Annotated in this window: 27 protein-coding genes; 11 read left to right on the top strand and 16 right to left on the bottom strand. The window is 39.5% G+C overall.

The genetic code is table 11. The features are described 5' to 3' along the window. Positions 1–155: 155 nt before the first annotated feature. The 6 genes from pgl to PTRA_RS05835 form a co-directional block, all read right to left on the bottom strand. Entirely contained in the window at positions 156–866 is a 711-nt protein-coding gene (pgl, locus tag PTRA_RS05860) for a 6-phosphogluconolactonase (RefSeq protein WP_058373025.1), read from the bottom strand. Beyond that, positions 866–2,341, bottom strand: a complete 1,476-nt coding sequence (gene zwf, locus PTRA_RS05855) for a glucose-6-phosphate dehydrogenase (RefSeq protein WP_011327826.1) — start codon at positions 2,339–2,341, stop codon at positions 866–868. The genes pgl and zwf overlap by 1 nt, the downstream gene beginning before the upstream one ends. A 299-nt stretch (positions 2,342–2,640) precedes the next feature. Next, positions 2,641–4,287 (bottom strand): glucose-6-phosphate isomerase, encoded by a 1,647-nt coding sequence (gene pgi, locus PTRA_RS05850; RefSeq protein WP_058373024.1) that lies wholly within the window; start codon positions 4,285–4,287, stop codon positions 2,641–2,643. A gap of 269 nt (positions 4,288–4,556) precedes the next feature. After that, positions 4,557–6,815 carry an aminotransferase class V-fold PLP-dependent enzyme gene (locus PTRA_RS05845; protein WP_058373023.1) on the bottom strand — a complete coding sequence of 753 codons (2,259 nt, stop codon included), beginning with the start codon at positions 6,813–6,815 and terminating at the stop codon, positions 4,557–4,559. Positions 6,816–6,948: 133 nt separating this feature from the next. After that, entirely contained in the window at positions 6,949–8,022 is a 1,074-nt protein-coding gene (locus PTRA_RS05840; protein ID WP_058373022.1) for an AI-2E family transporter, read from the bottom strand. Continuing rightward, positions 8,015–8,233, bottom strand: coding sequence for a hypothetical protein (locus PTRA_RS05835; RefSeq protein ID WP_058373021.1), 219 nt, complete (start codon positions 8,231–8,233; stop codon positions 8,015–8,017). Before PTRA_RS05835 ends, PTRA_RS05840 begins: the two co-directional genes overlap by 8 nt. 145 nt (positions 8,234–8,378) lie before the next feature. Between PTRA_RS05835 and PTRA_RS05830 the strand changes: the two genes are divergently transcribed. The 5 genes from PTRA_RS05830 to PTRA_RS05810 are packed head-to-tail and all read left to right on the top strand — an operon-like array spanning position 8,379 to position 11,904. Continuing rightward, the gene (locus PTRA_RS05830) at positions 8,379–9,044 is read left to right on the top strand and encodes a hypothetical protein (protein ID WP_058373020.1); all 666 of its coding nucleotides are present in this window, start codon (positions 8,379–8,381) and stop codon (positions 9,042–9,044) included. A 1-nt stretch (position 9,045) separates the two neighbouring features. After that, positions 9,046–10,503 (top strand): beta-barrel assembly-enhancing protease, encoded by a 1,458-nt coding sequence (gene bepA, locus PTRA_RS05825; RefSeq protein ID WP_058373019.1) that lies wholly within the window; start codon positions 9,046–9,048, stop codon positions 10,501–10,503. A 53-nt stretch (positions 10,504–10,556) separates the two neighbouring features. Next, positions 10,557–10,904, top strand: coding sequence for an arsenate reductase (glutaredoxin) (gene arsC, locus PTRA_RS05820; RefSeq protein ID WP_058373018.1), 348 nt, complete (start codon positions 10,557–10,559; stop codon positions 10,902–10,904). Continuing rightward, positions 10,904–11,458 (top strand): NAD(P)H:quinone oxidoreductase, encoded by a 555-nt coding sequence (gene wrbA / locus PTRA_RS05815; protein ID WP_011327818.1) that lies wholly within the window; start codon positions 10,904–10,906, stop codon positions 11,456–11,458. Before arsC ends, wrbA begins: the two co-directional genes overlap by 1 nt. After that, positions 11,455–11,904 carry a DUF2069 domain-containing protein gene (locus PTRA_RS05810; RefSeq protein ID WP_058373017.1) on the top strand — a complete coding sequence of 150 codons (450 nt, stop codon included), beginning with the start codon at positions 11,455–11,457 and terminating at the stop codon, positions 11,902–11,904. Before wrbA ends, PTRA_RS05810 begins: the two co-directional genes overlap by 4 nt. 67 nt (positions 11,905–11,971) lie before the next feature. On the opposite strand, the gene PTRA_RS05805 is transcribed toward PTRA_RS05810, so the two are convergent. Together PTRA_RS05805 and PTRA_RS05800 are read right to left on the bottom strand one after the other, a co-directional pair. Then, on the bottom strand, positions 11,972–13,309 hold the full coding sequence (locus tag PTRA_RS05805; protein ID WP_058373016.1) for an ankyrin repeat domain-containing protein: 1,338 nt from the start codon (positions 13,307–13,309) through the stop codon (positions 11,972–11,974). A 221-nt stretch (positions 13,310–13,530) separates the two neighbouring features. Next, positions 13,531–14,124: an MlaC/ttg2D family ABC transporter substrate-binding protein gene (locus PTRA_RS05800; protein ID WP_058373015.1), complete on the bottom strand. Its 594-nt coding sequence runs from the start codon at positions 14,122–14,124 to the stop codon at positions 13,531–13,533. A 245-nt stretch (positions 14,125–14,369) separates the two neighbouring features. Here PTRA_RS05800 and PTRA_RS05795 point away from each other — a divergent pair, with 245 nt between their 5' ends. Beyond that, positions 14,370–14,897, top strand: coding sequence for an acyloxyacyl hydrolase (locus PTRA_RS05795; protein ID WP_058373014.1), 528 nt, complete (start codon positions 14,370–14,372; stop codon positions 14,895–14,897). Positions 14,898–14,991: 94 nt separating this feature from the next. Further along, entirely contained in the window at positions 14,992–15,138 is a 147-nt protein-coding gene (locus PTRA_RS18870) for a DUF2897 family protein (RefSeq protein WP_083497499.1), read from the top strand. Between the two features lie 37 nt (positions 15,139–15,175). On the opposite strand, the gene PTRA_RS05790 is transcribed toward PTRA_RS18870, so the two are convergent. Then, positions 15,176–16,591, bottom strand: coding sequence for a YjiH family protein (locus PTRA_RS05790; protein ID WP_058373013.1), 1,416 nt, complete (start codon positions 16,589–16,591; stop codon positions 15,176–15,178). A 65-nt stretch (positions 16,592–16,656) separates the two neighbouring features. Beyond that, positions 16,657–17,715 (bottom strand): outer membrane protein assembly factor BamC, encoded by a 1,059-nt coding sequence (gene bamC, locus PTRA_RS05785; RefSeq protein WP_058373012.1) that lies wholly within the window; start codon positions 17,713–17,715, stop codon positions 16,657–16,659. A gap of 353 nt (positions 17,716–18,068) precedes the next feature. Here bamC and PTRA_RS05780 point away from each other — a divergent pair, with 353 nt between their 5' ends. Then, positions 18,069–18,605 carry a glycine cleavage system transcriptional repressor gene (locus PTRA_RS05780; protein ID WP_011327809.1) on the top strand — a complete coding sequence of 179 codons (537 nt, stop codon included), beginning with the start codon at positions 18,069–18,071 and terminating at the stop codon, positions 18,603–18,605. A gap of 14 nt (positions 18,606–18,619) precedes the next feature. Then, the gene (bcp, locus tag PTRA_RS05775; RefSeq protein WP_058373011.1) at positions 18,620–19,099 is read left to right on the top strand and encodes a thioredoxin-dependent thiol peroxidase; all 480 of its coding nucleotides are present in this window, start codon (positions 18,620–18,622) and stop codon (positions 19,097–19,099) included. 204 nt (positions 19,100–19,303) lie between these two features. Here the strand turns inward: bcp and PTRA_RS05770 are convergent, their stop codons facing one another. The 4 genes from PTRA_RS05770 to queE all read right to left on the bottom strand — a co-directional run bounded on the left by PTRA_RS05770 (position 19,304) and on the right by queE (position 22,097). Next, on the bottom strand, positions 19,304–19,546 hold the full coding sequence (locus tag PTRA_RS05770; protein ID WP_058373010.1) for a DUF2789 family protein: 243 nt from the start codon (positions 19,544–19,546) through the stop codon (positions 19,304–19,306). 102 nt (positions 19,547–19,648) lie between these two features. Then, positions 19,649–20,110 (bottom strand): flavodoxin family protein, encoded by a 462-nt coding sequence (locus PTRA_RS05765; RefSeq protein ID WP_058373009.1) that lies wholly within the window; start codon positions 20,108–20,110, stop codon positions 19,649–19,651. Positions 20,111–20,531: 421 nt separating this feature from the next. Further along, a complete protein-coding gene (locus PTRA_RS05760) occupies positions 20,532–21,275 on the bottom strand; it encodes a class I SAM-dependent DNA methyltransferase (protein WP_058373008.1) in 744 nt (247 codons plus the stop codon). A 156-nt stretch (positions 21,276–21,431) separates the two neighbouring features. Continuing rightward, entirely contained in the window at positions 21,432–22,097 is a 666-nt protein-coding gene (queE, locus tag PTRA_RS05755) for a 7-carboxy-7-deazaguanine synthase QueE (RefSeq protein WP_058373007.1), read from the bottom strand. Between the two features lie 146 nt (positions 22,098–22,243). On the opposite strand from queE, the gene queC reads away from it, so the two are divergent. Further along, positions 22,244–22,900, top strand: a complete 657-nt coding sequence (queC, locus tag PTRA_RS05750) for a 7-cyano-7-deazaguanine synthase QueC (protein WP_011327802.1) — start codon at positions 22,244–22,246, stop codon at positions 22,898–22,900. 78 nt (positions 22,901–22,978) lie between these two features. Here queC and PTRA_RS05745 read toward each other — a convergent pair whose 3' ends face one another. Further along, positions 22,979–23,428: a methyltransferase family protein gene (locus PTRA_RS05745; RefSeq protein ID WP_058373006.1), complete on the bottom strand. Its 450-nt coding sequence runs from the start codon at positions 23,426–23,428 to the stop codon at positions 22,979–22,981. A 185-nt stretch (positions 23,429–23,613) separates the two neighbouring features. Here PTRA_RS05745 and PTRA_RS05740 point away from each other — a divergent pair, with 185 nt between their 5' ends. Then, on the top strand, positions 23,614–23,856 hold the full coding sequence (locus tag PTRA_RS05740) for a hypothetical protein (RefSeq protein ID WP_011327800.1): 243 nt from the start codon (positions 23,614–23,616) through the stop codon (positions 23,854–23,856). Here PTRA_RS05740 and PTRA_RS05735 read toward each other — a convergent pair. Next, positions 23,851–24,891, bottom strand: a complete 1,041-nt coding sequence (locus tag PTRA_RS05735; RefSeq protein WP_058373005.1) for a hypothetical protein — start codon at positions 24,889–24,891, stop codon at positions 23,851–23,853. The genes PTRA_RS05740 and PTRA_RS05735 overlap by 6 nt on opposite strands. Positions 24,892–25,063: the final 172 nt, after the last annotated feature.

Below are 25,063 nucleotides of genomic sequence, written 5' to 3'. Positions count from 1 at the left end.
CCTGGTGTAGGCTAATTTTGCAGTCATTAATAGTGTATTTTACTGATTAAATGATTTTTTAGCCAAGAAGGATTACATCAATCGCATTAAGTAGTCGCGCACAAAAAAGCTGGCATTTGAAACCAGCTTTTTATGATTGAATTTATTAGGGCAAGTTACGGCGCCCAATAAACCTCAATATTAATACTTGGATGATTTAACACTGCGCGCAGTGGCATGTCGTTTACATCTCCACCCGCTTTAGCTTGCTTGTACACAGCGAGCTTTTCATCACCGCTAATAAGTAGCTTAACCACTTTAGATTGCGCTATCGCGTTTAACGTAAGTGTCATACGCTCAGTAATACTGCCAGTTACATCACTTTCAATGGCATTAATTGCACACACCAGTTGATCCGAGTTTAGGCCTACGTCTAAACCCTCTGCATGTGGGAATAATGACGCAGTATGGCCATCTGGGCCCATACCTAAAATAGTCACATCATACGGGCGTTTTAACGCAGCATAGGCAGCTTCACACACTGCAGTGCCTTGCTGCGCTGTCTCGGCGCTATTTTTCATCGTAACAAAGTTAGCCGCAGCACCATAATTTTGTAATAACGTACTGTTAATAAATGCTTCGTTACTTTTTTCGTGGCTCGCATCTACCCAGCGCTCATCAACCATAGCAACATCAATATATTGCCAATTTAAATCAAGGGTTGATAAATGCTTATACGCCGCAGCAGGCGATGAGCCGCCCGATACCATTAATACTGCACGGCCATCATTGCTTATGCCATCACGCAATGATTGCTCAAGTGTTGCAGACAACTCTGCTGTAAGCGCCTCTTTACTATCAAAAAACTTTTCAATTATAGTTGCCATTATGCTCCCTTATCACCGGTGTTAAACCATACATGGTTGTTCTCTGCTAATAATTCGTCTGCATCTTCTGGGCCCCAGCTACCTGCACGATAAAGCGCCGGTTTGCCTTTTTCTTGCCAGCGGTCGATGATTGGATCAATCCACTTCCATGCTTGGCGTACTTCATCACGATGGATAAATAACGAAGGATTATTAGCGGCTGCATCTAGCATTAAACGCTTATAAGCATCTGAGTGAAAACCATTGCTATAGGCTTGTGAAAGCTCAATATTCATCGTTACTGGCTCAAGCTGCATTTCAAGATTATCTAAGCGTTTAGACATCAAGGTTAGCTGAATAGTTTCCTCTGGTTGCAGGCGAATAACCAAGCGGTTAGGCTCTATTTCGCCAACGCTGTCTTCATACACATTGTGTGATACTTTTTTGTATTGCACTACAATTTCAGCACAGCGTTTAGCCATACGTTTACCAGTACGCAAATAAAATGGCACACCTGCCCAACGCCAGTTATCAATATGTGCTCGAATACCCACAAAGGTCTCGGTTTTACTTGAACCTTCATTAAGCTCTTCTAAGTAACCTGGTACAATTTTACCGTTTAGGTCACCCGGTACATATTGACCACGAATAATATTTTTATCTACGTCGCTGCCAATAAGTGGACGCAGCGCTTCTAATACTTTGAGTTTTTCGTTGCGAATACTATTGGCATTAAGCTTATGAGGCGATTCCATTGCCACTAAACATAACAGTTGTAACAAGTGATTTTGAACCATGTCACGCAGCGCACCGGCTTTGTCGTAAAAGCCTGCACGAGTTTCAAGGCCCACTGTTTCTGAAATACTAATTTGAATATTATCGATTGATTTAGCATCCCACATGTTTTCAAACAACGAGTTTGAAAAACGCAGTGCCATTAAGTTTTGAACGGTTTCTTTACCTAAATAATGGTCAATTCGGAAAATTTGCTCTTCGCTAAAATACTCGGCGATTTTTCCATTAATAGCCTCGGCAGATTCACCACAATAACCAATAGGTTTTTCAACCACTACACGTGAAGTAGGCGTTATTAAGTTTTTAACAGATAAAATTTCACAGCAAGTGCCGTATACAGCAGGTGGTAGTGATAAGTAAAATACGCGAGATTTAGTGCTGTCGTGCTCATCTAAAATACCTTTTAGCACATCCCAGTTATCGTCAGGGGCTGTTACATTGCTAACAACAGGTACTAAAAAAGTAGCAAAGGCTTTCCAATCTTTAGCATTAAACTCATCTTTTGCTAAAAACTCTTTTAAGGCTTTGTGTGCTGTTTCTATGTACTCAGCACGTTGGGTTTCTTCGCGTACCGTTGGCAAAATACGTGAGCCTTCAGGTAAATTACCTTCTTGATATGCTCGATACATTGCAGGTAGTAATTTGCGTAACGCAAGATCACCACCGCCCCCAAAAATTATAATATCAAAAGGATTAAGCATAGTTACTCTCTACGTTTGTGCTACCTGGCACTACCCGTTAGGTAATCAGATATAGCGGTTTATTGCTTGAATGATGTCGGTTTTTATAAATATATTTGCACAAAAACCTGCTTGGTTATGCTGTGATGATGATGTTTTTTATTTAACCGCACTGCTGGCTATTTATTTTTAATTTTATCATCTGCGCTTTAAAATGGGCCTTAGGAAACTGTAATTCCTCTCACAAAAATACAGTCCCTAAGTACACCAGCGCTACCCGTTCAAAGGTATTTGGTTGCTTATGTTACTAAGCTAATTTTTTACTGCGTACGATGTTGCTTATAATACGCCATTAAGCCATTAGTTGAACTATCATGAGCATATTTTACGCGCTCATCAACTAACTCAGCTTCTATTTTTGATGCTAACCCTTTACCTAGCTCAACACCCCATTGATCAAATGAGCAAATTTCTAAAATAATGCCTTGGCAAAAAATCTTATGCTCATACAATGCAATTAAGCGCCCTACCGTTTTAGCGTCTACGCTATCTAGTAACATAGAGGTAGTTGGGCGGTTGCCTTGATGGATTTTGTGCTTTAGTAACTCATCTATTTGCGCCTGAGATTTACCCTTAGCGGTTAAATCTGCGGTGATCTCTTGCTCATCTACGCCATTCATTAATGCTTCTGTTTGCGCAAAAAAGTTCGATAATAAAATATCGTGATGTTTATCAACGCTTACTTGCGGCTTAATTGAGGCAATAAAATCAGCCGGTACAATCACATTACCTTGATGCAAACATTGGTAAAATGCATGTTGCCCGTTAATCCCCGTCATACCCCAAATAATTGGCACTGTTGTATAAGGCACAGTTTCACCGGCAAAGTTAACATGCTTGCCGTTACTTTCCATTTCGCCTTGTTGTAAGTACGCAGGCAACATGTGCAGCGCTTGGTCATAAGGTAAAATAGCTTGCGAGGTGTAACCTAAAAAGCTGGTATTCCACACGCTTAACAATGCCATAATAAGCGGAACATTTTGCTCTAATGGCGCGTTTTTAAAGTGCTCATCAACTTCGTATGCACCCTCTAAAATTGCTTCAAAAGCGTCATACCCTGCATATAATGCAATCGGTAAACCTATGGCACTCCATAATGAAAAGCGACCACCAACCCAATCCCACATAGTAAATACGTTATCGTTACTAATGCCAAACTCGGCTGTTTTTTCTAAATTAGTGCTCACCGCAACAAAATGCTTAGCAATAGCGGCGTTATCTTTAGCTGTTTGTAAAAACCAATCAACCGCTGTTTTAGCGTTGGTCATTGTCTCTGACGTGGTAAACGTTTTTGATGCAATAACAAACAAGGTTGTTTCTGCATCAATGTTTTTTAATACCGAGGCAATTTGTACCCCGTCAGCATTCGACACATAATGTACATTTAAGGTATCGTCACTTAACGCTTTTAATGCTTCGGTTGCCATTTGCGGGCCAAGGTTTGAACCACCTACACCTATACTTACTACATCTTTTACTGGCTTACCACTGTAACCTAACCACTTGCCACTGCGCACTTTTTCAACAAACAGTTTAATTTTAGCAAGTTCGTTATCAACCAACTCAGTTACATTTTCGCCATCAACAATAAGTGGCGTATGAGCGCGGTTACGTAATGCTGTGTGTAAAACTGCTCGGTTTTCGGTGATGTTAATCTTTTCACCGTTAAACATTTTTTCACGCCAAGCGCTAATGTCACACTCTTTAGCTAATGCAATTAATTGTGTAAAAACATCTTTATCAATACGTTGTTTTGAGTAATCAAATAATAATCCAGGGATTTGCGTAGAAAACTGAGAAAAACGCGCGTCATCTTTAGCAAATAAATCCCTAAGATGGCTTTGTTTCATCTTGGTTGCACTTTTTTCAAGCGCTTGCCAACTTGCTAATTGCGAACGGTTAGTCATGTAAACATCCCCTAAAATATTAATCTATTGATTTAAATGTATTTATTATATAAAACTTAGTTAATTAACATATATAGCAAAGTTAAAAATGAGCTGTTTTTATATTTTATGCTGTGAATGATAACGTAATTTTTTGCTTTTGACACCGGTATCATAAAATTAATATATTAATTTAACAACCCATTCAGAGACGACTCACTTAGCTTAATTTGGCAAATAAATAAAAAGGCCGACAAATGTCGGCCTTTTTATTTATTTGCTGACTAATTTTAACTTCCCAGTGCCAAACCGCCATTTAAATTATAAACCGAGGTATAACCTAGCTCAATTAAATTAGCTGCTGCCAACTTTGAGCGATTACCACTGCGGCACACTAAAATATATTGGTTATTTTTATCTAGCTGCTGCTCTACTATTGCGTTTGCCATACGGCTAAGTGGAATATTTAAAGTTTTAGCTGTAGCAACATTTAATAACGATGAAATATTATTAGCGCCATGCTCATAGGGTTCGCGCGTATCAATTAAATATACATTGCCGTGGCTGAGCATCTCTTTTGCCTGTGAGTAACTCAATTGCTGTGTATTTGTATCTGGTTGCGCATTTACATAACCACAAAGCTGGTTGTTATTAGCTGTTTGTTTTTGCTCATCGTGCTGCTGTTTTTTAACGGCAAATTCATTTTTCGTTATTTGCTTAGATAACAACGCGCCCAATAAAGGAGTTTGCTGTTGCTGTACCGCCCAGTTCATGGCAAAACACTGTTGGTAATCGTGCCCTGAGCAAACAATCGCCTCTGGGGTTAACTGCTGCGCTAGTAATATTAACGAGTCAGCCATTTGCTCTGCACTACCACCAAGCAAGTGAGTATTACCCAGCCCCGCTGGTAAAATGAGATCACCACAAAAACAATAACGAACCTCACCCGAGGCTTCTTTTAATAAGTAACTCACACTATCTTGGCTATGCCCAGGTGTGGCAAGCTTTTCTAGGCGCTGCCCATTTAAATTAATCACCGTTTGGTTAACTGGCCAACCTAATTGATCAACCTCTCCTGCTACTAAACGTGCTGCTAACACACTGCGTAATAAGGCAACTGCACTATTACGTTCTTGGTGTACATGGGTGTCTAAAATAGCGGTTATGGTTAAATTTTGCGTATTGGCTATTTTTTCAAAGCGCGGTATTAACTCTATAATAGGGTCGATGATAACCGCATGGTTATTGCTATTAACATATAACCAGCTGCACGCGCCTTGGTGCCTAAATTGGGTTAAGCCAAGTGCACATAATTCCTGCACAGGTGTAGCGCTGTCAGATACTACCAGGCAATTTGCTTGTAATACTTGTTTAAGGGCGCGAATTCGCTCACAGGCATGGTCAATGTCTTGCTGCGTGGCCGCCGGTCCAAACGATAAACGTATGGCGTTTTCACTTTGCCACTGGGTTGCGCCCATTGCATCTAATACAAAACTTTGTGAAGCGCCAGTGCTACACGCAGAGCCACCGCTCACGCGTATGCCCGCCGCATCAAATAAATCAATAACTTCTTTACTGGTTAAGTCGTTAACCGCAAAATTAAGCGTGGTGGGTACAGAGTATGCAAAATCATGGTTAAAGGTAATGGCACCAAACGTATCGCTTATTGCATTGTGTAATTGGCTGCGATATTGCGCAAGCATAGCACTTGATTTAAACGTGTCATCGGTTTTATCTAATAACAAACTAAATAACTTATTAAGCCCTGCAATACCAGGGAGATTTTCAGTACCTGAGCGCATACCGCTTTCTTGCCCGCCACCGGCTATAAATGCCGTATACGCACTGCCTTGGCGAATATATAACAAACCAATACCTTTGGGTGCGTAGAGTTTATGGCCCGAAAACGGTGCGTAATCTATTGTTGTTTCGCTCAACATAAGCTGCTGCTTACCTAATGCTTGAACGCAATCGACCATCCAAGACACACTGCTATTGCGACTACGAATAACCTGCTCTATTGCCGCTAGATCTTGATATACACCGGTTTCATTATTAACCGCCATAGTGCAAATCATTAGCGCATCATCAACATGCTGAGCAATAAAATCTAAGTCTAAAATACCGTTACTATCAACCGGAATGGCAAGTACTTGAGCGTTAATTTCTAGCACTTGGTTCCAATGTTTTAGGGTGTTTGGTACTGCTTTGTGCTCTGTAGCGCCATAAAGTAACACCGGATTTTTTTTATTATGGGTTTTAGCATTTATCAGCGTAGACACTACAGCCGTTTGAATACCTTCGGTTGCCCCAGAGGTAAATAAAATATCACCATTATTAGCGCCAATTACCGCGCGTGCTTTTTGTCGAGTTTGCTCCAATAAGTGCTTAGCTTGAATACCCGTTATGTGTGGGCTAGAAGGATTACCAAAACAGGTTTGCATTGCATGGCACACCACATCAACTATGCATGGCAACACAGGGGTCGTTGCATTTGCATCAAGGTAAACTTGTTTTACTGGCTCATCGGGTAATAAAAACTCAGACATTAAAAAACGCACCTTATTACTAATAAATATATCTTATACCAATATTACATAGTTTTGGCGGTAATAGATAATAATCAATTAGTTTTAAAGATGCGTTTTCTATGCTTTTTTATACTTAAAGCGGTGCTAACTTTTAACTCAGCTCTTTAATGATTTCTTCTTGAGTAGATGACCACGCATTGATAAGCGCTTTGACTAATGACGCCAGCGGAATGGCAAAAAATACGCCCCAAAAACCCCACAAGCCTCCAAAAAACAATACCGCTACAATAATAAATACCGGATTTAAATCAACCGCTTCAGAGAACAACAAAGGCACGAGTACATTGCCATCAAGCGCTTGAATAATGCCGTAAATAATTAAAATGGTCCAAAACTGGGTTTCAATTCCAAACTGAAACAACGCCACTGCTGCCACCGGAATGGTTACCAATGCCGCGCCCACAAAAGGGATCAACACCGAAAAACCCACTAATACACCCAATAACGCAGCATAGCGTAAATCAAGTACCGTAAAGGCAATAAACGACACCGAGCCAACAATCAGTATTTCAAACACTTTACCGCGAATGTAGTTCATTATTTGCTGATTCATTTCATTCCACACCTGCATTATTAAGCGTCGTTGTTGTGGAATAAGTTTAGCAATACTGTGGCTAAGCTCTAGTTTGTCTTTAAGCATAAAAAACACTAACAAGGGCACTAAAATTAAGTAAATTAACCACGCAACCGCATCTTTTAAAGACGTGAGCGACACCGACAACACCACTTGGCCAAATTCAATTACTTTAGCCTCTACTGTTAATACAATGGTTTGTACTTGTTCTGCAGTAATTAAACTAGGGTACTGCGCAGGCAAGGCCAATAAAAACGATTTTCCTTGCTCGACCATATGCGGTGTTTCTTGAAATAAATTACTGGTTTGCTGCCACAGCACAGGGCCAATAACTAAAATAAGTGTCAGCATAATACCTGTAAATATAAGCATAACAATTACTGTAGCGGTAAAGCGCTTTAACCCAAAACGCTCTAAATGCAGCACCGGCCAATCGAGTAAATAGGCAATAATAAGTGCCACCAATACCGGCACTATCAAAGATCCAATAAAATATAATAAGGCGACTAACGCCAATAATAAAAATAATAAAGTAACTGAATGAGGGTCAGAAAACTTTTTTTCGTACCAGGCTTTTATATATTCAAACACGTAATGGCTCCACTAATAACATTCCTTGGCGCTTATTTAAGGTATAACAATATGCATGTTTTTGTAAAAATCGTTCAATGTCGTTTATATTTTCTGCATTATTAAAAATAAAAGTAATACTTTGTTGTAACGACACGGCTTTACGCAGCCCAAGTTTAAATTGAATAAACTGCTGTGGGCATTTATAAGCTGATAAATTTTGCTCTAGCATACTCGTTTCACCTTGAGTTCACATCAATAATAAGTCCCATAGTCACCACCTAAAATGTATTAAGTGTGAACATGCATAACTTTTCCTTAAAACAACCTCGGCAATAGTTTATCCTTAGGGCATAATTAGCAGTAAGGATAGGTTAATGCCTGGCACGCATAATAAAGCGCAATTACCCAGTAATCCAACACTCAAAGAGATTAATTGGTATAAAAAACAAATAAATTGGGGCGAATTACCACCTTTTTATCACCTTGTTGCCTCATCGGTCAGCGAGGCTGAAGGTATTTTAGAACATGGGTTTGATAATGCGGTGAAAAGCCTTTTAGACAAACGTAATTGGAACCTTGATCTACTTGACGGCTACGAAAGCCAGCTAGGCGAAATTCACTGTAATAAAAAGCCACGCATTGCACTGCATCAAGTATTTACCGATCGTGGTTTTGAGCTTTGGGCTCAACCGTACGCTAAAGATGTTATTATTGATCAATACGTTAAAAACAATCGTTTTATGGAATTTAAAGTATGGGATCCACTTTCCATGAAGTGCTTAATTAGAATAAATCAATTACATACATTTATTGGCTTTTATTTTGAACGTGGAGACAAAGCCGATAAAGCTATTATTTTACACGCACACAAGGTAGTGCATAAAATTATTACTTTTTTACAAATACAATTGAACGTAGTAAAGCTAGATGGGGTCACAATAAAAGCGCTTTATCAATTATGTGAAAAAGACAGCCGTGCATGCAGTGACGAAATAAACATTGCCAAAATTGCTCTTGGTGAACCAATTAACAGGGAATAAAATGCAGCTAAAATCAGCCTTTATCACTTTATGTAGTGCCGCGCTTACATTTAGCCTATTAGTAAGTGAGCCTTTAAAGGCGCAAACAAACTTTAAATTGCCAGATTTAGGTACCTCAGCCTTACAAGTGCTGCCGCTCGAAAAAGAACAAGCGATTGGCGAAGTAATGATGATGCAAATTAGAGGCTCGTCGCCAATAATTAACGACCCTGTGCTTGATGAATACTTAACCACAGTGGGCCGCAAGCTTGTAGCTAGCGCCAATGATGTGCGGTTTCCGTTTTCATTTTTTTGGTTAAATAACTCTGAAATAAACGCCTTTGCATTTTATGGCGGCCATGTTGGCGTACACACAGGATTAATTGCGCAAGCTGATGATGAAAGTCAATTTGCATCGGTACTTGGCCATGAAATTGCCCACGTTACCCAGCGCCATTTAGCACGGCGCTTACAGCAACAACAAGACAACAGCGCAATGACCATAGCCGGAATGATTGCCGGTATTTTAGCCGCTGTAGTCGTGCCCGATGCTGGTATTGCTATTATTTCAGCAAGCCAAACACAATCAGCTTTTAGCCAACTAACGCATAGCCGCTCAGCAGAGCAAGAAGCCGACCGCATTGGTATGCAAACGCTTAATAATGCGGGCTTTGATCCTCGTGCATCAAGTGAGTTTTTAACTAAGCTAGCTGCGCAAATTCGTTATAAATATAAGCCACCTGCGTTTTTACTTACTCACCCACTTCCTGAGAGTCGTGTGTCTGATGTAAGATTACGTGCGCAGCAATACCCTAAACGCCAAGTAAACCCGAGCCTTGAGTTTAACTTAGCAAAAAGTCGCGTGCTGGCAAGATACGACAATAAACCAGAAGCAGCAGAATCACTGTTTAGAAAGTTAATTCGCGAAAATAGCTACAATAATGCCGCCCTAAAATATGGCTTAGGCATTAGTTTACTGGATCAAAAAAAGCTTGATGAAGCGCAGCCTATTTTAGAGGAACTATTAAAAAGCGCCCCTAAAAATTTATTTTATATAGATACCTATACCGATTTATTAATTGCGCAAAAAAAGGCCGCTGAAGCCGTTACCTATTTAGCAGAATTAAACAATTACCGCCCTAATAATCAGGTAATTACGCTAAACTATGCCAACGCAGCGCTAGAAGCAAAGCAATACGAGCTTGCCGAAAACATCTTAAAAAGCTTTTTACTAGAAAAACCAGATCACAGCTTAGGTAAGCAACTATTAACCGACGCCTATAAAAAGCAAGAAAAACTCGCCGCCTATCACGAAGCCAATGCCGATGTATTATCGCAATACGGCGCTTATTTAAAAGCTGCCGACGAAATACAAAAAGCACTTAACTTTATTGAGCCAAACGAGCTAGTTAAACAACAGAGGTTAAAAGCACTACTTACACAATACCGACTTTTACAAAAAGAGCTTGCTAGGCTTTAAGTCTACAAGCGCTTGGCCTAAAATGGCCGCAACTCATTTATTGGAACCATTTTATGTCTGTTACTATTTATCATAATCCGCGCTGCTCTAAATCACGCGAAACCTTAGCTTTATTACAAAGCAAAGCTATTGAGCCAAGTATAGTTGAATACTTAAATACGCCTTTAAGTAGCGAGCAGCTAACTACGTTAGTTAAGCAGCTGGGTTTTACATCTGCACGCAAGTTAATGCGTACCAAAGAAGACATTTACAAAACGCTAAACTTAAAAGATGAAACCAGTGAAGCTGCACTTATTAATGCTATGGTACAAAATCCAAAACTAATTGAACGCCCTATTGTGGTTAACAATGGCAAAGCTGCTGTTGGTCGCCCACCAGAAAACGTATTAAGCGTTTTATAATGAGCACAACCATAGTGGTACTTTACCATTCAAGCCATGGCTCAGTTGAAGCTATGGCCCATGAAATTGCCGAATCTATAGAACAACAAGGGGCGAGCGCTCTGTTGCGTACTTTTGTTGCTAAAAACCCACATGACATTATTATCACTAAAGACGATTTAATAAACTGTGATGGCCTTGCCTTTGGCACACCTACTCGCTTTGGTATGATGGCCTCTCAAGCAAAAATGTTTTGGGAAACCACCAGCGAATTATGGTTAAAAGGGCAATTAATTGACAAACCAGCCTGTGTTTTTTCATCATCAAGCAGTATGCATGGCGGCAACGAAGCCACATTACTTAACTTATCGCTGCCGTTACTGCACCATGGCATGATGTTACTTGGTGTGCCTTACGATGTACCCGAATTGCTAGCAACACAAACCGGTGGTACGCCCTATGGTGCAACACATGTTGCTGGTAGTAGTAATAGTACTGAATTAAGTAAAGACGAAATTAAAATATGCCAAAGTGTTGGCAAACGCCTCACTCAAATTGCGAGAAAACTTCAATGAAAACAGCTGAAATTCCAGCTAAAAAGCCAATTACTGTTAAATTTCAACGTACCGCGATTTTTGGTTATGTCGGTTTATTAATTTTAATGCCGTTATGGATGTTTGTATTTGCACCGAGAGAAGGCCACAGCAATGGCTTTATTTTTGCCGTGTACATACTGCCATTATTATTTCCTCTTAAAGGCATAATTCAAGACAAAGCGTATACGTATGCATGGGCAAACTTTATTGTTATGCTTTATTTTATTCATGGCCTTACATTGCTTTGGGTAGCACAAGATGAGCTAATATGGGTATTGTTAGAGCTGCTATTTGCCTCTGCTATGTTTATTGGCTGTACCTACTATGCTAGGCATCGCGGGCAAGAACTTGGCTTAAAAATTCGTAAATTAAAAGACGATCTCGCCGAAGAAAAAGCAGCGCACGAGCACGAAAAAATAGATTAAATTATAATTTAAATACAAAAAATACAAAAAACGCGCTAATTAGCGCGTTTTTTATTTATGCTAAAAATTAAACTAAAGAGCTTAATGCGGCAAGGGTTACAATAGCGGCTAAACCTAACTGCCCTACTAGGCTAACTAAAGAAAAGCCCCTTAATACAAATAACCCCCACGGGTGTTTAATGTGCGGGTATAGCGCACAGCGCTTTAAAGTAGCCGCAAAAAAGAAACACACTGCCGCAATCATAGTCAGAGTTAATGTTAACTCGCTTTTTATGGTTATTGTTTCATCAAAAAAGAAAAACAATTGCACCGGCAATAATAAAGTAACCAGAGCATGTAGCGCATGCACTTTTTTAATGCGATCAAACTGCCCTTCGGGCGACAACTCTTTAATACCAAAGTCGCGCTCAAGGCACTTTACTAAGTTACTCGCTTTTATGCTCACCGCTAAACGATAACAGCTAAGCCCTTCGTTATTACGTACTCTAAAGTCATACCCCGCCTTTAGCAGCAATACCATTAGCGATTCGTTTTTAGAGAGCACAGCATAGTGCAGCGCAGTATTACCCTTATCATCAACTGCTTTTTTATCTTGTTGGCTCAGCAGGGTTTCAACTACATTAACGTAGCCTTTTTCAGCAGCCCACATAAAGGCCGTTTTATTGTGCTCATCGACAAGCGTACCGGTTGCGCCTTGCTCAATAAAGCGCATGGCCATCATTTGCTTAGCGGTTTTTTTATTTAAATGAGCAAGCAAAGCTTTTTCAAGTAACACCACAGAGTCTACATCCGGCGATACTTGAGTGAGTAAAGTAAAGTAGTCTTTGCCTTTAGCCACTTTTTCACTTGCCAGTTCAGTTAAATGCTCAAGATCGGCAATTGAACCAGGAATATAAGCACTTAAACGCTCTCTAAAATCAACTTCTTGCCACAGAGCTAGCGTGTCAACCGCCGATAATTTACTGCGGTTATTTAACGCGTGCTCAATTAGAGTAAAGTAGCGTTTAGCAAAAAATAAACTAAATAACGACTGCGGTGTATCAATCTCATTTTGCGCCGATACATTCGCGTATTTTTCGAGCCGTTGGCAAAGCATAAGTACTAAGCTTTCGGGGGTATATTCGTTATCAAAATAATGTTCTTTTACCGCGCTTATATACGTTTGTGCACTTTCATCATACTCGCAAATATGCTGAAAATAACACTCTTCAAAAGGCTCCAGCGGAGTAAACCACGCTAAATAAAATATGGGCGGTAAAACAGTGGTACATACACCATCATCTTCATGGGTAGAACGACAGGCAGGCCAAGCTTCTAAAGCATCTAAAATAAAGGCACCATTTTGTTCTACAAGTCCTTTGATAAGTAATGGGTATTCCTTTGGCCAAATCAGTACATTTTCCATTAAAACAACACAACTCCAGTGTAGCTTGGGACAGTGGTCAGTTATAGCAGCTTTTAGCTGACACCACGCTTAATCGACGAGCCGATATTCTAGCACACCTTGATCGCCACGCTAGCGCAAAGTACCGCAATACTTATAAAATAAAAAAGCAGCCAACTACATAACTAGTTGGCTGCTTATTTGGTTGGAGCTGGACTTAATCAGGGTCACATAATGTACTATTAGTTGCTTTTTAACTCGCTAATTACGCTCTCTATACCTACATCAGAAATACGTTGTATAATTTCTTTTTGCTTGGCGCTGAGCAATGAAATACCTTCTGCAACTATGTCGTATACTTTCCATTGTTCATCTTTCCCTAAGCGCAATTTAAAATGTAAATTTATAGTAGGCGCATTTGCTTCTATTATCTGGGTTTTAACCGTTGCGTACTGTGAGTCGCTCAATGCGTTATCTTGCTCAAAAACTACTTTTTGCCCTGTGTACTTCATTAATGCGCCGGCATAAGTGCCTGTTAAATAATGATCTACTGCACCAATAAAATTAACTGCTTGCTCGCGCTCAATGCCTTTTATATGTTTGCCTAATAATTTAAATGCTACAAATTTTATATCAATATGCGGCATTAAGCGCTGCTCAACAATGTTAAACATGTCTTCTTTACTTGCATCGCCTTTAGCATTAACTTGGGCTATATCGGCAAATAAAGTATCGGCTACGCTTTTAAGGAGTTGTTGTGGAGATTGTTGCGTTTGAGCAAAAAGTGAGCCGCTAAAAAATACAGCTACAACGAGAAACAGTTTTAAAAACTTCATAATAAATTATTGTCTGTGTGATTAAGATGGCGCTAATTTACGCGATAATTACACCTTTAAATAGACTTAAATAAGCAACTTATTAATGCTCATTTAGCACCAATAAAACAAAGTAAATAAATTCAACTAGTTAAACAACCTCGGTTAACACCCTATATACAAGCGTATTTTTGTCCCATTGAAAATACCCATGTTGCGCCCTTACTATTTAGTCACTATTTAACTCAAGCGCAGCACTGACACCTATGAAAACGTCATTTTTATCATTATTTATATTTGTTTTATTATTCACGAGTCAACACGCATTCGCACAATCACAGCACGGCTACGCAATTGATCTGCTCAAGGGCGAAGGGGGCGTAAATGGCTTTAAACTAGCCCATCAATATTATCCTACTGGGTTGCAGTCTTTACTTGGCGATACGCGCTTTTATTTCGAAACCAGTGTAAACCTTTGGCAATATAACCATGGCGATAAAACACAGTCTAATGTTGTGCTTGCCATGTCGCCTGTGCTGTTGTTCCCAGCATTTAGCATTAACAATACCCCCATATATGTAGAAGCGGGTATTGGTATTTCATTGGTTGATGAAACCTATTTTGCGGGTAAAAACATTAGCACTCACTATCAGTTTGAAGACAGAATTGGCTTAGTTGCCGACTTTGGCAAAACTAATGTGGCGCTAAGAATTATTCATTACTCTAATGCGGGCTTTAAAGATCCCAACCCCGGGCTAAACTTTTTAACTCTATCGGTAGCAAAACGCTTTTAAATACAGCATAAGCATCATTTTTTAAGTCACTTTATTGCTGTTTTAAACTAAAACACTCACACTTATACTTTGCTTATAATTAACGGACGTTGCTATGCAAACTTGGCACATGGTTGTTATTGTTATCATTGTATTTGCTATTATTATTGGTGATCTTGCACTGCTAAAGCACTCGGCAAATTTACCCTTTAAAAAAACAAAGCCCGATAAAACTAATCCTACAGATACAAAAAAGCCCTGAATATCAGGGCTTTTTACTGCTTAATCTTTATAACTCACTAACCAACTAACCAGTGCGCCATTAGGGCAATAACCGGTAAAGTGATTAAGGTTCTAAGAATAAAAATAATAAATAATTCAAAAATGTTTACCGGTATTTTACTGCCTAGTAAAAGTGCGCCCACTTCCGACATATAAATAAGCTGCGTTACACTCATTGCTGCAATAATAAAGCGGGTTACGTCGCTCTCAATTGTGCCCGCCGCTAATATTGAGGGAATAAACATATCAGCAAAACCAACCATAATCGTTTGTGAAGCAAGCTCAGCTTCTGGTATTCGTAGCAACTCTAAAAATGGAATAAACGGCATACCCAAATACTGAAAAACAGGCGTGTACGTGGCAATAATTAACGCAAATGTACCGACTGCCATTACGACAGGTAATACAGCAAACACCATATCAAATGCATTGTGTAAGCCTTCTTTTAGCGTGCCTTTAAACCCAGGCGATCTATGCGCTTTAGCTAACGCAATATCTAAAGAATGCCCAAACAAAGTTTTACCACTTGGTACAGACTCAGCATGCTCATCGCGTTTACTGCCATCTATAAAGCTATCTTTTTTGAAGCGTAACGGCGGTAAGCGCGGCACAATAATCGCAGCAACCACACCGGCTAAACACACAGTTAAATAAAACGGTGCAAAGTGACTCTCTAAGCCCACTTGTTCAATAACCACTAAGCTAAAGGTAATCGAAACTGCCGAAAAAGTAGTACCAATTATGGCCGCTTCTCGCTCGGTGTAATGTTTTTCTTCGTACTGACGCGCAGTCATTAAAATACCTACGCTACCATCACCTAACCACGACGCCGCACAGTCAACCGCACTGCGCCCCGGCACACCAAATAATGGGCGCATAAGTTTAGTAAACAAGGTGCCCACCAGCTCTAACAAACCAAAATTTAATAACAGCGGCAGTAATAAACCTGCTAAAACAAATACCGAAAACAAAATAGGCAATAAATCGTTTAAAACCAAGCCGCCCGTATCTGCCGAAGTAATGGCATTAAATACCGGTAATAAAAACGCAGGAAGCGCCGAGCTCACGTCTACGCCAGTTTGACTAATAAAGGTCAAAACAATAAACAGCATACCCAGTAAACGAATACCTAGCCAAAGCCAGTTAACATCAAATAAGTGTTTTAGTATAAAAGACTTTTTAATAAAGCTAGGCTTAACAACTTTAGCTAATAGCGAAAGCACACCCGTTACACAAATAATGAATGTAAGCAGCTCAATCATAATAGAGCTAATTCCCTCTTTAATTGCTTTAGCCATTAATGCAATGGGAATGGTCATACCGTCAGCAATAGGGATTGGTGTCATAAATAAAAACAAACCAATTAGCGAAGGAACTAAAAAGGTAAGCCAAGTGCGCATATCATACTGCGACGAAGTGGGTAACTGAGACATATTTTTAACCTATAAAAACCACAAAAAGAGCAAAGTGCTCTTTTTGTGGTAAATGTTTATTATTATTAAATATTAATACCGCGCTGAATGAGTGCAGCCACTAATGCTTGCTGTAAACCATTCATAGTACCTGGCTCAAGCGTATCACCTTGTTCATCCATCCAGGTTAGGCTAGTGCCGCCTTGTTTGGTTTTACTTACTAATATTTGATATTGACCTTCATCAATAGGTAATTGGGTTACTTCGTCACCCCAAATAGAATCCCATACACTTGACTCTGGTTTTTTATAATCTGCGGTAATTAAGCCTGTATCAGGGTTAATTTCTACAATAGTGAACGACAAGCGCTCTAAAAACCCTGAAAAACGGTCAAATACAGCTTCATACGACTGCTCAGTTACAAGCGCTGCATTACCTTTGTTATCAAAGCCCATTTCTAAAGAAATAATACCTTGGCGTTTGCGCATATCAACTTCAAGTTGACGATAACGATAATCAAACTCGCTAATAACTTGATTAAGTGCACGCACTTCTAACTGTTGCTTAAATAAATCACTTAAAGGCTCATCACCTTTAAAGTCAATAAGTTCAGCACTTAATGAAGCCGTACGCTGATGCGATTTTTCTTCAATTGTAAATTTAAAACGTTCTAAATCAACACTCTCACCGCTATCCCATAACCAGCTTTCTTCTGGTTTAATAATAGCGTACCAATCTGTTTCTATAACGCCTAATAGCTTGTCTGCTTTCGTCGCTTGCGTGTTATTGTCGGCTAAAACCGCATTAATAGATTCCCAAATAAACTCATCTAGGTCATCAATGCCATCGTTTTTATCAAAATAAACACGGGCGTTTTTATCTGTTTCTTCAACCCAACTACCCTTTGCTACTGTAAGTACTTGAGCAGGCGGACGGTAATTTGTAGCATCTGGATTATTACTATATTGGCCTACATCCATTTTATATGTTGGATCTTGAGCGGGTTGTGATAACGATGCAGGCACTTTTACTGCTTCATGAGCGCGATAATTACGCTCGTCATGTGCATCATTCGTAAATACACTACATCCTGATAAACTTACCAATACACTTACTGTTAGTGCTTTTGGGATCCAATACTGCACAGATATTTCTCCTTAGCATACCCTTTAATTGTTTTAACAAGTATATGAGTGGGTAATGCCGATTTGGTTCAGTGTAAAATCAATATTAACTTTACAGTTATAATTTGGTTGTCTGGTTGCTTAATACTCACCTCTGTTAACAAAAGTAAGCAACAAATAGACACATTTGGGCTATGGTACTTTCCCATGCTTGTAAAAACAAGAAACACTGTACTTTTAAACTGCTAAATTAGCAGCCTGTGTAGTTTAAACGCGTTTTTGTGTTAAACTTCGCCGCCACGCAACTTTATGTGTTTACTTTTTGTGTTGCCAACTGCGCTGTTGTAATTCAAGTAACTTAGGTATTTAAACCCATGACTGCACACTCAAATCATCAAATTGTTTTAACAGCTATTGGCGAAGACAGGTCTGGCATAGTTAGTGAGTTAACTCAGCTAGTAAGCGATTGCCACTGTAATATAATAGATAGCCGTATTGCTATTTTAGGTAACGAATTTACATTCATCATGCTACTTAGCGGTGACATGTCGGCCATTAGCCGCATAGAGCACACCCTACCAACTAAAGCGATGGAACTGGGTTTGCTCACTATGATGAAGCGCACAGCAAGTCATAACCAAGGAGCATTTCGCGCCGGTTACACACTAGAATACACAGGCACCGACACACCCGGTACTTTGAGTAAAGTTACGCGCTTTTTTGCAGACAACAATATTATTATTTGCTCACTAAAGTCAGACACTTATGATGACGAAGAAGCAGTAATGAGAATGCGTTGTGAACTAGAGTTTAATATTCCTGTTGAAGTAGATGTAGACCAATTTAAAATTAGTTTTGAAAAACTTTCTCACCTTCTCAACGTAGACTATATATTTAGACGTATTCGTTAAATTAAGGAGCAAGTATGAACAAAATCAGCCCATTACAAGCCGGCGATAACGCCCCCGCTTTTAGCTTACAAAACCAAAACGACGAAACAATTACCTTAAGCGAGTTGTTAAAACAGCAACAGGTACTGGTTTACTTTTACCCTAAGGCGTCAACACCTGGCTGTACCGTACAAGCCGAAAATTTACGCGACCAGCAAGCAGAGCTGGCAAAATTTAACACCCGCGTAGTAGGCATAAGCCCAGATCCAATTAAACGCCTTAAAAACTTCGAAACTAAAAAAGAACTTAACTTCGATTTACTCTCAGATGAAGATCATGCCATTGCAGACGCATTTGGAATTTGGGGCTACAAAAAATTTATGGGCAAAGAATACGATGGTATTCACCGCCTGACATTTTTAATCGGTCAAGACGGCAAAATTAAACACCTGTTCGATAAGTTTAAAACCAAAGATCACCATCAAGTAGTGTTGGATTATCTCGCAGCAGAATAAGCTAGCGGCAGAGTAAGTTACTCGCTGTTAGAAATTAGACATAAAAAAGCGTTGCTCAAGGGCAACGCTTTTTTGTGGGTATTTATTAAATTATACTTTTCATCGAAAGGCGAACTCACAGCAACTATTAGCCGCCTGAGCGGTGCGCTACATTTGCTACGCCCAAGATCGACATATTTATTATCTGATAATTACAGTACTTTTTTACTCAGCGACGTTTGACAAAAATAAATTTAAATCATCGATGACTTGAGTCCACATACTGTTTTTATCCCACTCCTCTTGGAGAAACGTGCGTTGGCTATCATTCCAAATCTTAGATTCTTTTAATGATTCGCCTGCTGCTAATTGATTTTTTTCGATAAACTCATTAATGGCGCCATCCGAACTGTCTAATCCTAATTGCGCAAACAAGTTATTCATCGTATATTCTGATTCTGCTAACATTTTGTTTATCCTACAATTATTTTACTTTAAACCTTAGCATATTGGCGTGAGTAAATATACTCAGCTGGGTAAACCGCGCGGCTTATTCAGTGTTTTGGCTCATTAATAAATACCCACATCAAGTCCGGCTGCTATGGTCATACCTAACTCTTCGCATTGGTCAATAAACGCTGGTTGCCAGTCACCACGACACACTAAGGGCGGATGAGCCCAGTGCCAACGCAAGCCGCTACAGATTGATTCAACTGCCCGGCAAGTACCAGTACCATCGTTACCAGCACGAACATATAATGCACAAGGCAAACCCTGTTTTATGTCTAGGCAAGGGTAATAACAACGGTCAAAAAAATCTTTCAACGCACCACTCATATAGCCGAGGTTTTCTGTCGTGCCCATAATTATCGCATCGCAAGCTAATACATCTTCAGGTGTGGCGTTTAATGGTGATATCCAGCGAGCTTGTACTTGCTCAATATCAGGGTGCTGTGCCCCTCTCAAAACAGCATTAACCATTAACTGGGTATTTTTAGAGGGCGCATGGGCAACAATTAACAGTGTTTTCATGGTTTTCCTGCTTTTGTGTTTTAGCGGCAACTGTTTTTCGCCAGCTTTTTTACTGCCGATAGAGTAGAATTTTTATACTATAAGATAAAGCCATTGATAAGTTAATACTATGTCACTAGATAAAATATCGGCACAAATTGCCACCGCTCAACAAGGTCATGTAAAAAATGCCGCCAGTGGAGACAAAGGGGGTCAGCACAAAGGGGGGGCAAATCTTGACTTCAGCCATCACGATTAATTAACGGTTGTTCTCCAACCGTTCGATAATGCAAAATGCTGATAATAATTAGCAAGGAATTTGGCTGTGTCGGATGGCGCTTCGCTTATCCGACCTACGTTTTCAAATATATAATGCGGGATTATTGGGGATGTGGCTATTCGTTGGGTTTCGCTGCGCTCTACCCAACCAACGTCGTTTGTCTTAAATTTTTACGCAAGCAAAAATAGCATTGCCCGAATTGCCATTCCACGGGGTTATTTGCTCATAGTTATGCTCAAACATATGGATTTCGAAATAAGGCTGCAAAACGGCTTTTAGCTCAGTGAAGCTAAGCGCCACCATGGGGTGTTCGTCGTTCCAGATGAATGTTTCAGCGCTTGTGACTTTTTCAATACGCAACTTTAGCGACTGTTTTTCGCCCGTGCCACTGTAATGCCAACCAGAGCTGAAGGTAAATAAACTATTTTCGCTAGTCGCTGCATGTTTTACAAATGAATCGTTATTTATAGTATTTTTATCAACCGCGTTAAAACACAACATACCACCGGTTTTTAGTGCGTTATGTGCGCTAATGATACATGCTTTTAATTTTTCAATGCCATCGCAGTAGTGAATTGAATACAAAAAACAGGTAATTAAATCTTGCTGCTGCGCTACGCTAAACTCGCTCATATTTTGCAATGTAAATTGCGCTTCTGGGCAGCGAATAGCGGCTCTATCTAGCATAGGTTGATTAATGTCGAGGCCACTGCTTGTATAGCCAAAATTAATAAAATGCCGTACATGTGGGCCTGTGCCACACGCTAAATCTAGGTGTGTATTTGCGCCATTACCAAAAATTTGGTGTAACCGTTTAATAAAATGGCTTTGAGCTTGATAATCTATATCAGCACACATTAAATCATAGTAACCAGAGAGATCTGTATATAAAGCATTTGCGGACATATTGGCCTAATTATTAAAGGGTAAGTAATTTGGGTGGCGCATAGTAAACTAATAAGCACTATTAACGAAGTAAGCTTTAGGGTAGATGTAATTAAGGGTGTCGGATGGCGCTTCGCTTATCCGACCTACGTAATATAGCTTTATGTGGAGCAGGTATTAACTAATCCCTAAATACTTATGCACTTGAATTGATAAGCGCCAGTTTTTAGCAATACAGGTTTTAATAGCCAATTTAGTTGCAGACTCTTTTTGGCTAATAGGCTGTAAATAAACCAATTTAGGATTTACACCCGTTTTAGCAAACAGCTCTTCTAGCTCCTCTACATGCTTTTGCATGGCAATAGGGTGTTTAATTTCGTCGGCGCGCTGCATGGCGGTTGTAAGTACCTCAAAACCGCCGCGCATATTAATTTTTGGCGATACGGTAACCCAAGTTTGCGCTGGGGCAAGTATTTCAAAGGTGCCGCTGGTTTCTATTTGCGTGCTAAAACCGTTTTCGTGTAATAAGTTACACACTGGGTTTAAGTCGTACATGCAAGGCTCGCCACCTGTGATCACCACATGCTTTGCGGTATAACCACGTGATTGAAATAACGCTAATATATTTGCTGCACTGGCTTGTGCCCAATGATCTGAGTCGGCCTTTTTTTCTACTGTTTCGTCAAGCGACACTTTGTACACATTATCAACATCCCATGTTTGTTTTGTATCGCACCAAGAGCACCCTACTGGGCAACCTTGCAAACGCAAAAATATAGACGGTGTACCAGTAAAACTAGCTTCACCTTGGATGGTTTCAAACACTTCATTTATTTTGTACAAAAGAGAACTCACTTACGATCAAGCAGCAAAATTGCTACCATTAAGGACTAAATAGCGCAGCGCAAAAATTGTTATTTATGCCGTGGGCATGTAGTATATCGTGCCCTGATATAAACCTCTATTAAAACTAAAGAGCAAAACCAGATATGACGCAAAAAGTAGTAGTTATTTATTCCGGCGGTATGGATTCATTTACCGTATTAAATAAGGCCCTGCAACAAGGACATGATGTTTATGCCTTATCGTTTGACTATGGTCAGCGTCATGTAAAAGAACTTAAAGTGGCAGCCCAGGTATGTAAGCAATTAAATGTGCCACACAAAATTGTTGATATTTCGGCTATTAATCAAATTATTGGCGGCTCATCTTTAACTGATGATATTGACGTGCCAGAAGGTCATTACGAAGAAGACAGCATGAAAAGCACAATAGTGCCAAACCGTAATATGATTTTACTGTCTTTAGCGGTAGGTTATGCAGTGTCGCTTAAAGCGAGCCAAGTTTATTATGGTGCCCACTCTGGGGATCATGCTATTTACCCTGATTGTCGTCCTGAATTTGTGCAAAAAATGGATGATGTGTGCCGCATTGCCAACTACGATGCCGTAGAAATTTTTAGCCCGTATTTAAACAATACTAAAATTGATATTTTAACCGATGGTATTGCAATGGGCTTAGATTACAGTCAAACATGGACCTGTTATAACGGCCGTGAAAAAGCCTGTGGTAAATGTGGAGCATGCCAAGAGCGCTTAGAAGCATTTGAGGTCAATAACTTAACCGACCCGCTAGAATACGAATAAACAGTTTATTAAGGCTATCATCGATAGCCTTTTTTTATGGGTGCTTGTTTATTTAGTTATTGTTTATTTAGTTATTGCTTATAGCCAGCGTTTTACTTTGTTTTTGTATTGGGTGTAATCCTCGCCAAAGAGCTTCGTAAGCGCCCGCTCTTCAGGAATAATTTGAAATAGTGTTAAGTAGGCAATAAACCCCGCCACACACAAAAGTGCCCATAACGAGCTTAACCAAATACCCCACCCTAGTAGTATAAATACAAAACCCACATACATAGGGTTACGAGAAAACCTGTAAACGCCACTGGTAACTAAATTTGTTGCTTGTTCTGGTTTACTTGGGTTTACTGTGGTGCTTGCCAAACGAAAACTAACCAATCCGGCAATACAAAACACGCAGCCTATAGTTACTAAACTCACCGTTAAATATAAAATAAAGGCACTAAAATCAATCACACTATAATGTGCAATTAAGGCCATTATTAATGCAAAAAAAAGCACAACAACAAGTGGAGGAATTTTATTATTTAACATAGCAGCTCACTTAATTAGTTAATACAAGGGGCAAACTCTTTGCTTAATCATTACACAATATAGCCAATGTATACACTACCAGCACACCGGCAATCAACATTTAGAAAAATAAAGTTACAATTAGGCGCTTTATCGTAAATGTATTACGGTTATACTTTAACCAAAGTAATTAACAGGAAGCGGTTATGTCGGGCACTACCATGATTGTATTAATTGTACTTATATCTGTTGGCTCTGGAGTTATATACGATATGTACAAAAAACATTTAGAATTTAAACACCGTATGCAAAATAATAATAGCGATGCTAATAAGCACCTTGCTGAAGTAAGTGCACAAGTTCAAGCATTAAAAGAGCGTGTGCAAACCCTTGAAACCATAGTTACCGATTCAAGTTTTGACGTAAAACAAGAAATAAATAAGTTATAAATAATTTTCATATAAATGAGCGTTTTCTGGCTGCTCAATACCGTGGGCAGCTAAAAAACCACCAATAACCTGACCGCAGCCTTGTGGTGCTCGGGTGCTGTCTATTTCAAAGTTTAATTGGTTAGCATGCTGCTTACCCATAGAGCACAAGCCTACCGCGTCTGGCGAGCGTATAGCTATACTTAATTCCCCTATTTGCTCGGCCATTACCTGTTTGCTAAAGCGTGCAAAATTTTTATATTTAAAATGCTCACTTACATGCTCGTTACTAATGGCTACAAGCGCTGTAATAAAGCCATGTAAAAAGCTATTTGCCGACGTATCGGTTGTTAAAAATGCCATGCTTTTATTATTAAACTCATTTAATTGGCAATCACTACAATTAAGCTCAAGCGTATATAAATGCTGCTCACTGGTTATTACTTGATGATTTTTAATCACTATGCCCATACCGGCAAATATTAGCCGTTTAGCTACTGATTGAGCGCTCGCTTGGTCACTCTTATTACTTACCAGCTCAGGGTTTTTCGCCATTAATGACAAGTCGTGGTGGTTATTAAATGGCGTACTTGTTGCCCCTTTATGCGTTAACTGCAACAGCTCTCGCACTTCGTGTTCCCGTGCTATTTTAAGTGCTAAAAACGCAGTTTGAATAAGCTCTGAGGTTGGTAGATTTTTTTCTACTAACCAGCGCCTACCAAATAATAATTTTTTGGCGCGAGTATTATTTGATTCACTATTTGATTCACTATTTGAATTATTTGAATAGTTGTCTGGGCTAAGCACTGCCACTTGTAAGTAAAGCTGTTCATTTTGCTGGGCAGCAACCACTCTAAAGTGCGCCGAAAAGTCGATATTTTCAAGCACTGTATTAACACTTTCAAGTGTGTGTTGGTAGCGTAAAAAATGCTGTGGAACAACCCAATTATTATTTTTTAATTGCACTAAAGGAGCATACGAAATTGGTTGCTCGTAACTGTATTGCCATTTTTTATTATTGACGAGGGATATACGGTGGCTGTTTTTATTTGGCATAAATTAGTTCGCACATGGCAATGTATTGTCTGTAGCTATTTACGTTATTAACGATGATATTAGATCACATTTATGTGCAATTCTAAGTGGCTAATATTTAATTAATTAAGCTCTGCGTATGTGATGATCGGGTGCAGGAATGCCTGCTTTAGGTAAATAACGCGTTAGTAAT

The sequence above is a fragment of the Pseudoalteromonas translucida KMM 520 genome (genome assembly GCF_001465295.1).
Classification (GTDB): Bacteria; Pseudomonadota; Gammaproteobacteria; order Enterobacterales; family Alteromonadaceae; genus Pseudoalteromonas; species Pseudoalteromonas translucida.
The sequence above is the reverse complement of the archived record's forward strand: the minus strand, read 5'-3'. Positions and strand labels throughout refer to the sequence as shown.

Bases quoted from the DNA above. Each gene is read 5' to 3' on its own strand.
- arsC (WP_058373018.1), top strand. From the start codon at position 10,557: ATGTCTGTTACTATTTATCATAATCCGCGCTGCTCTAAATCACGCGAA.
- bcp (WP_058373011.1), top strand. From the start codon at position 18,620: ATGAACAAAATCAGCCCATTACAAGCCGGCGATAACGCCCCCGCTTTT.
- pgl (WP_058373025.1), bottom strand. From the start codon at position 866: ATGGCAACTATAATTGAAAAGTTTTTTGATAGTAAAGAGGCGCTTACA.
- zwf (WP_011327826.1), bottom strand. From the start codon at position 2,341: ATGCTTAATCCTTTTGATATTATAATTTTTGGGGGCGGTGGTGATCTT.
- PTRA_RS05740 (WP_011327800.1), top strand. From the start codon at position 23,614: ATGTCGGGCACTACCATGATTGTATTAATTGTACTTATATCTGTTGGC.
- PTRA_RS05810 (WP_058373017.1), top strand. From the start codon at position 11,455: ATGAAAACAGCTGAAATTCCAGCTAAAAAGCCAATTACTGTTAAATTT.
- wrbA (WP_011327818.1), top strand. From the start codon at position 10,904: ATGAGCACAACCATAGTGGTACTTTACCATTCAAGCCATGGCTCAGTT.
- PTRA_RS05745 (WP_058373006.1), bottom strand. From the start codon at position 23,428: ATGTTAAATAATAAAATTCCTCCACTTGTTGTTGTGCTTTTTTTTGCA.
- PTRA_RS18870 (WP_083497499.1), top strand. From the start codon at position 14,992: ATGCAAACTTGGCACATGGTTGTTATTGTTATCATTGTATTTGCTATT.
- PTRA_RS05790 (WP_058373013.1), bottom strand. From the start codon at position 16,591: ATGTCTCAGTTACCCACTTCGTCGCAGTATGATATGCGCACTTGGCTT.
- PTRA_RS05830 (WP_058373020.1), top strand. From the start codon at position 8,379: ATGCCTGGCACGCATAATAAAGCGCAATTACCCAGTAATCCAACACTC.
- PTRA_RS05845 (WP_058373023.1), bottom strand. From the start codon at position 6,815: ATGTCTGAGTTTTTATTACCCGATGAGCCAGTAAAACAAGTTTACCTT.
- PTRA_RS05735 (WP_058373005.1), bottom strand. From the start codon at position 24,891: ATGCCAAATAAAAACAGCCACCGTATATCCCTCGTCAATAATAAAAAA.
- PTRA_RS05765 (WP_058373009.1), bottom strand. From the start codon at position 20,110: ATGAAAACACTGTTAATTGTTGCCCATGCGCCCTCTAAAAATACCCAG.
- queC (WP_011327802.1), top strand. From the start codon at position 22,244: ATGACGCAAAAAGTAGTAGTTATTTATTCCGGCGGTATGGATTCATTT.
- pgi (WP_058373024.1), bottom strand. From the start codon at position 4,287: ATGACTAACCGTTCGCAATTAGCAAGTTGGCAAGCGCTTGAAAAAAGT.
- PTRA_RS05760 (WP_058373008.1), bottom strand. From the start codon at position 21,275: ATGTCCGCAAATGCTTTATATACAGATCTCTCTGGTTACTATGATTTA.
- PTRA_RS05835 (WP_058373021.1), bottom strand. From the start codon at position 8,233: ATGCTAGAGCAAAATTTATCAGCTTATAAATGCCCACAGCAGTTTATT.
- PTRA_RS05780 (WP_011327809.1), top strand. From the start codon at position 18,069: ATGACTGCACACTCAAATCATCAAATTGTTTTAACAGCTATTGGCGAA.
- PTRA_RS05770 (WP_058373010.1), bottom strand. From the start codon at position 19,546: ATGTTAGCAGAATCAGAATATACGATGAATAACTTGTTTGCGCAATTA.
- PTRA_RS05805 (WP_058373016.1), bottom strand. From the start codon at position 13,309: ATGGAAAATGTACTGATTTGGCCAAAGGAATACCCATTACTTATCAAA.
- PTRA_RS05795 (WP_058373014.1), top strand. From the start codon at position 14,370: ATGAAAACGTCATTTTTATCATTATTTATATTTGTTTTATTATTCACG.
- PTRA_RS05800 (WP_058373015.1), bottom strand. From the start codon at position 14,124: ATGAAGTTTTTAAAACTGTTTCTCGTTGTAGCTGTATTTTTTAGCGGC.
- bepA (WP_058373019.1), top strand. From the start codon at position 9,046: ATGCAGCTAAAATCAGCCTTTATCACTTTATGTAGTGCCGCGCTTACA.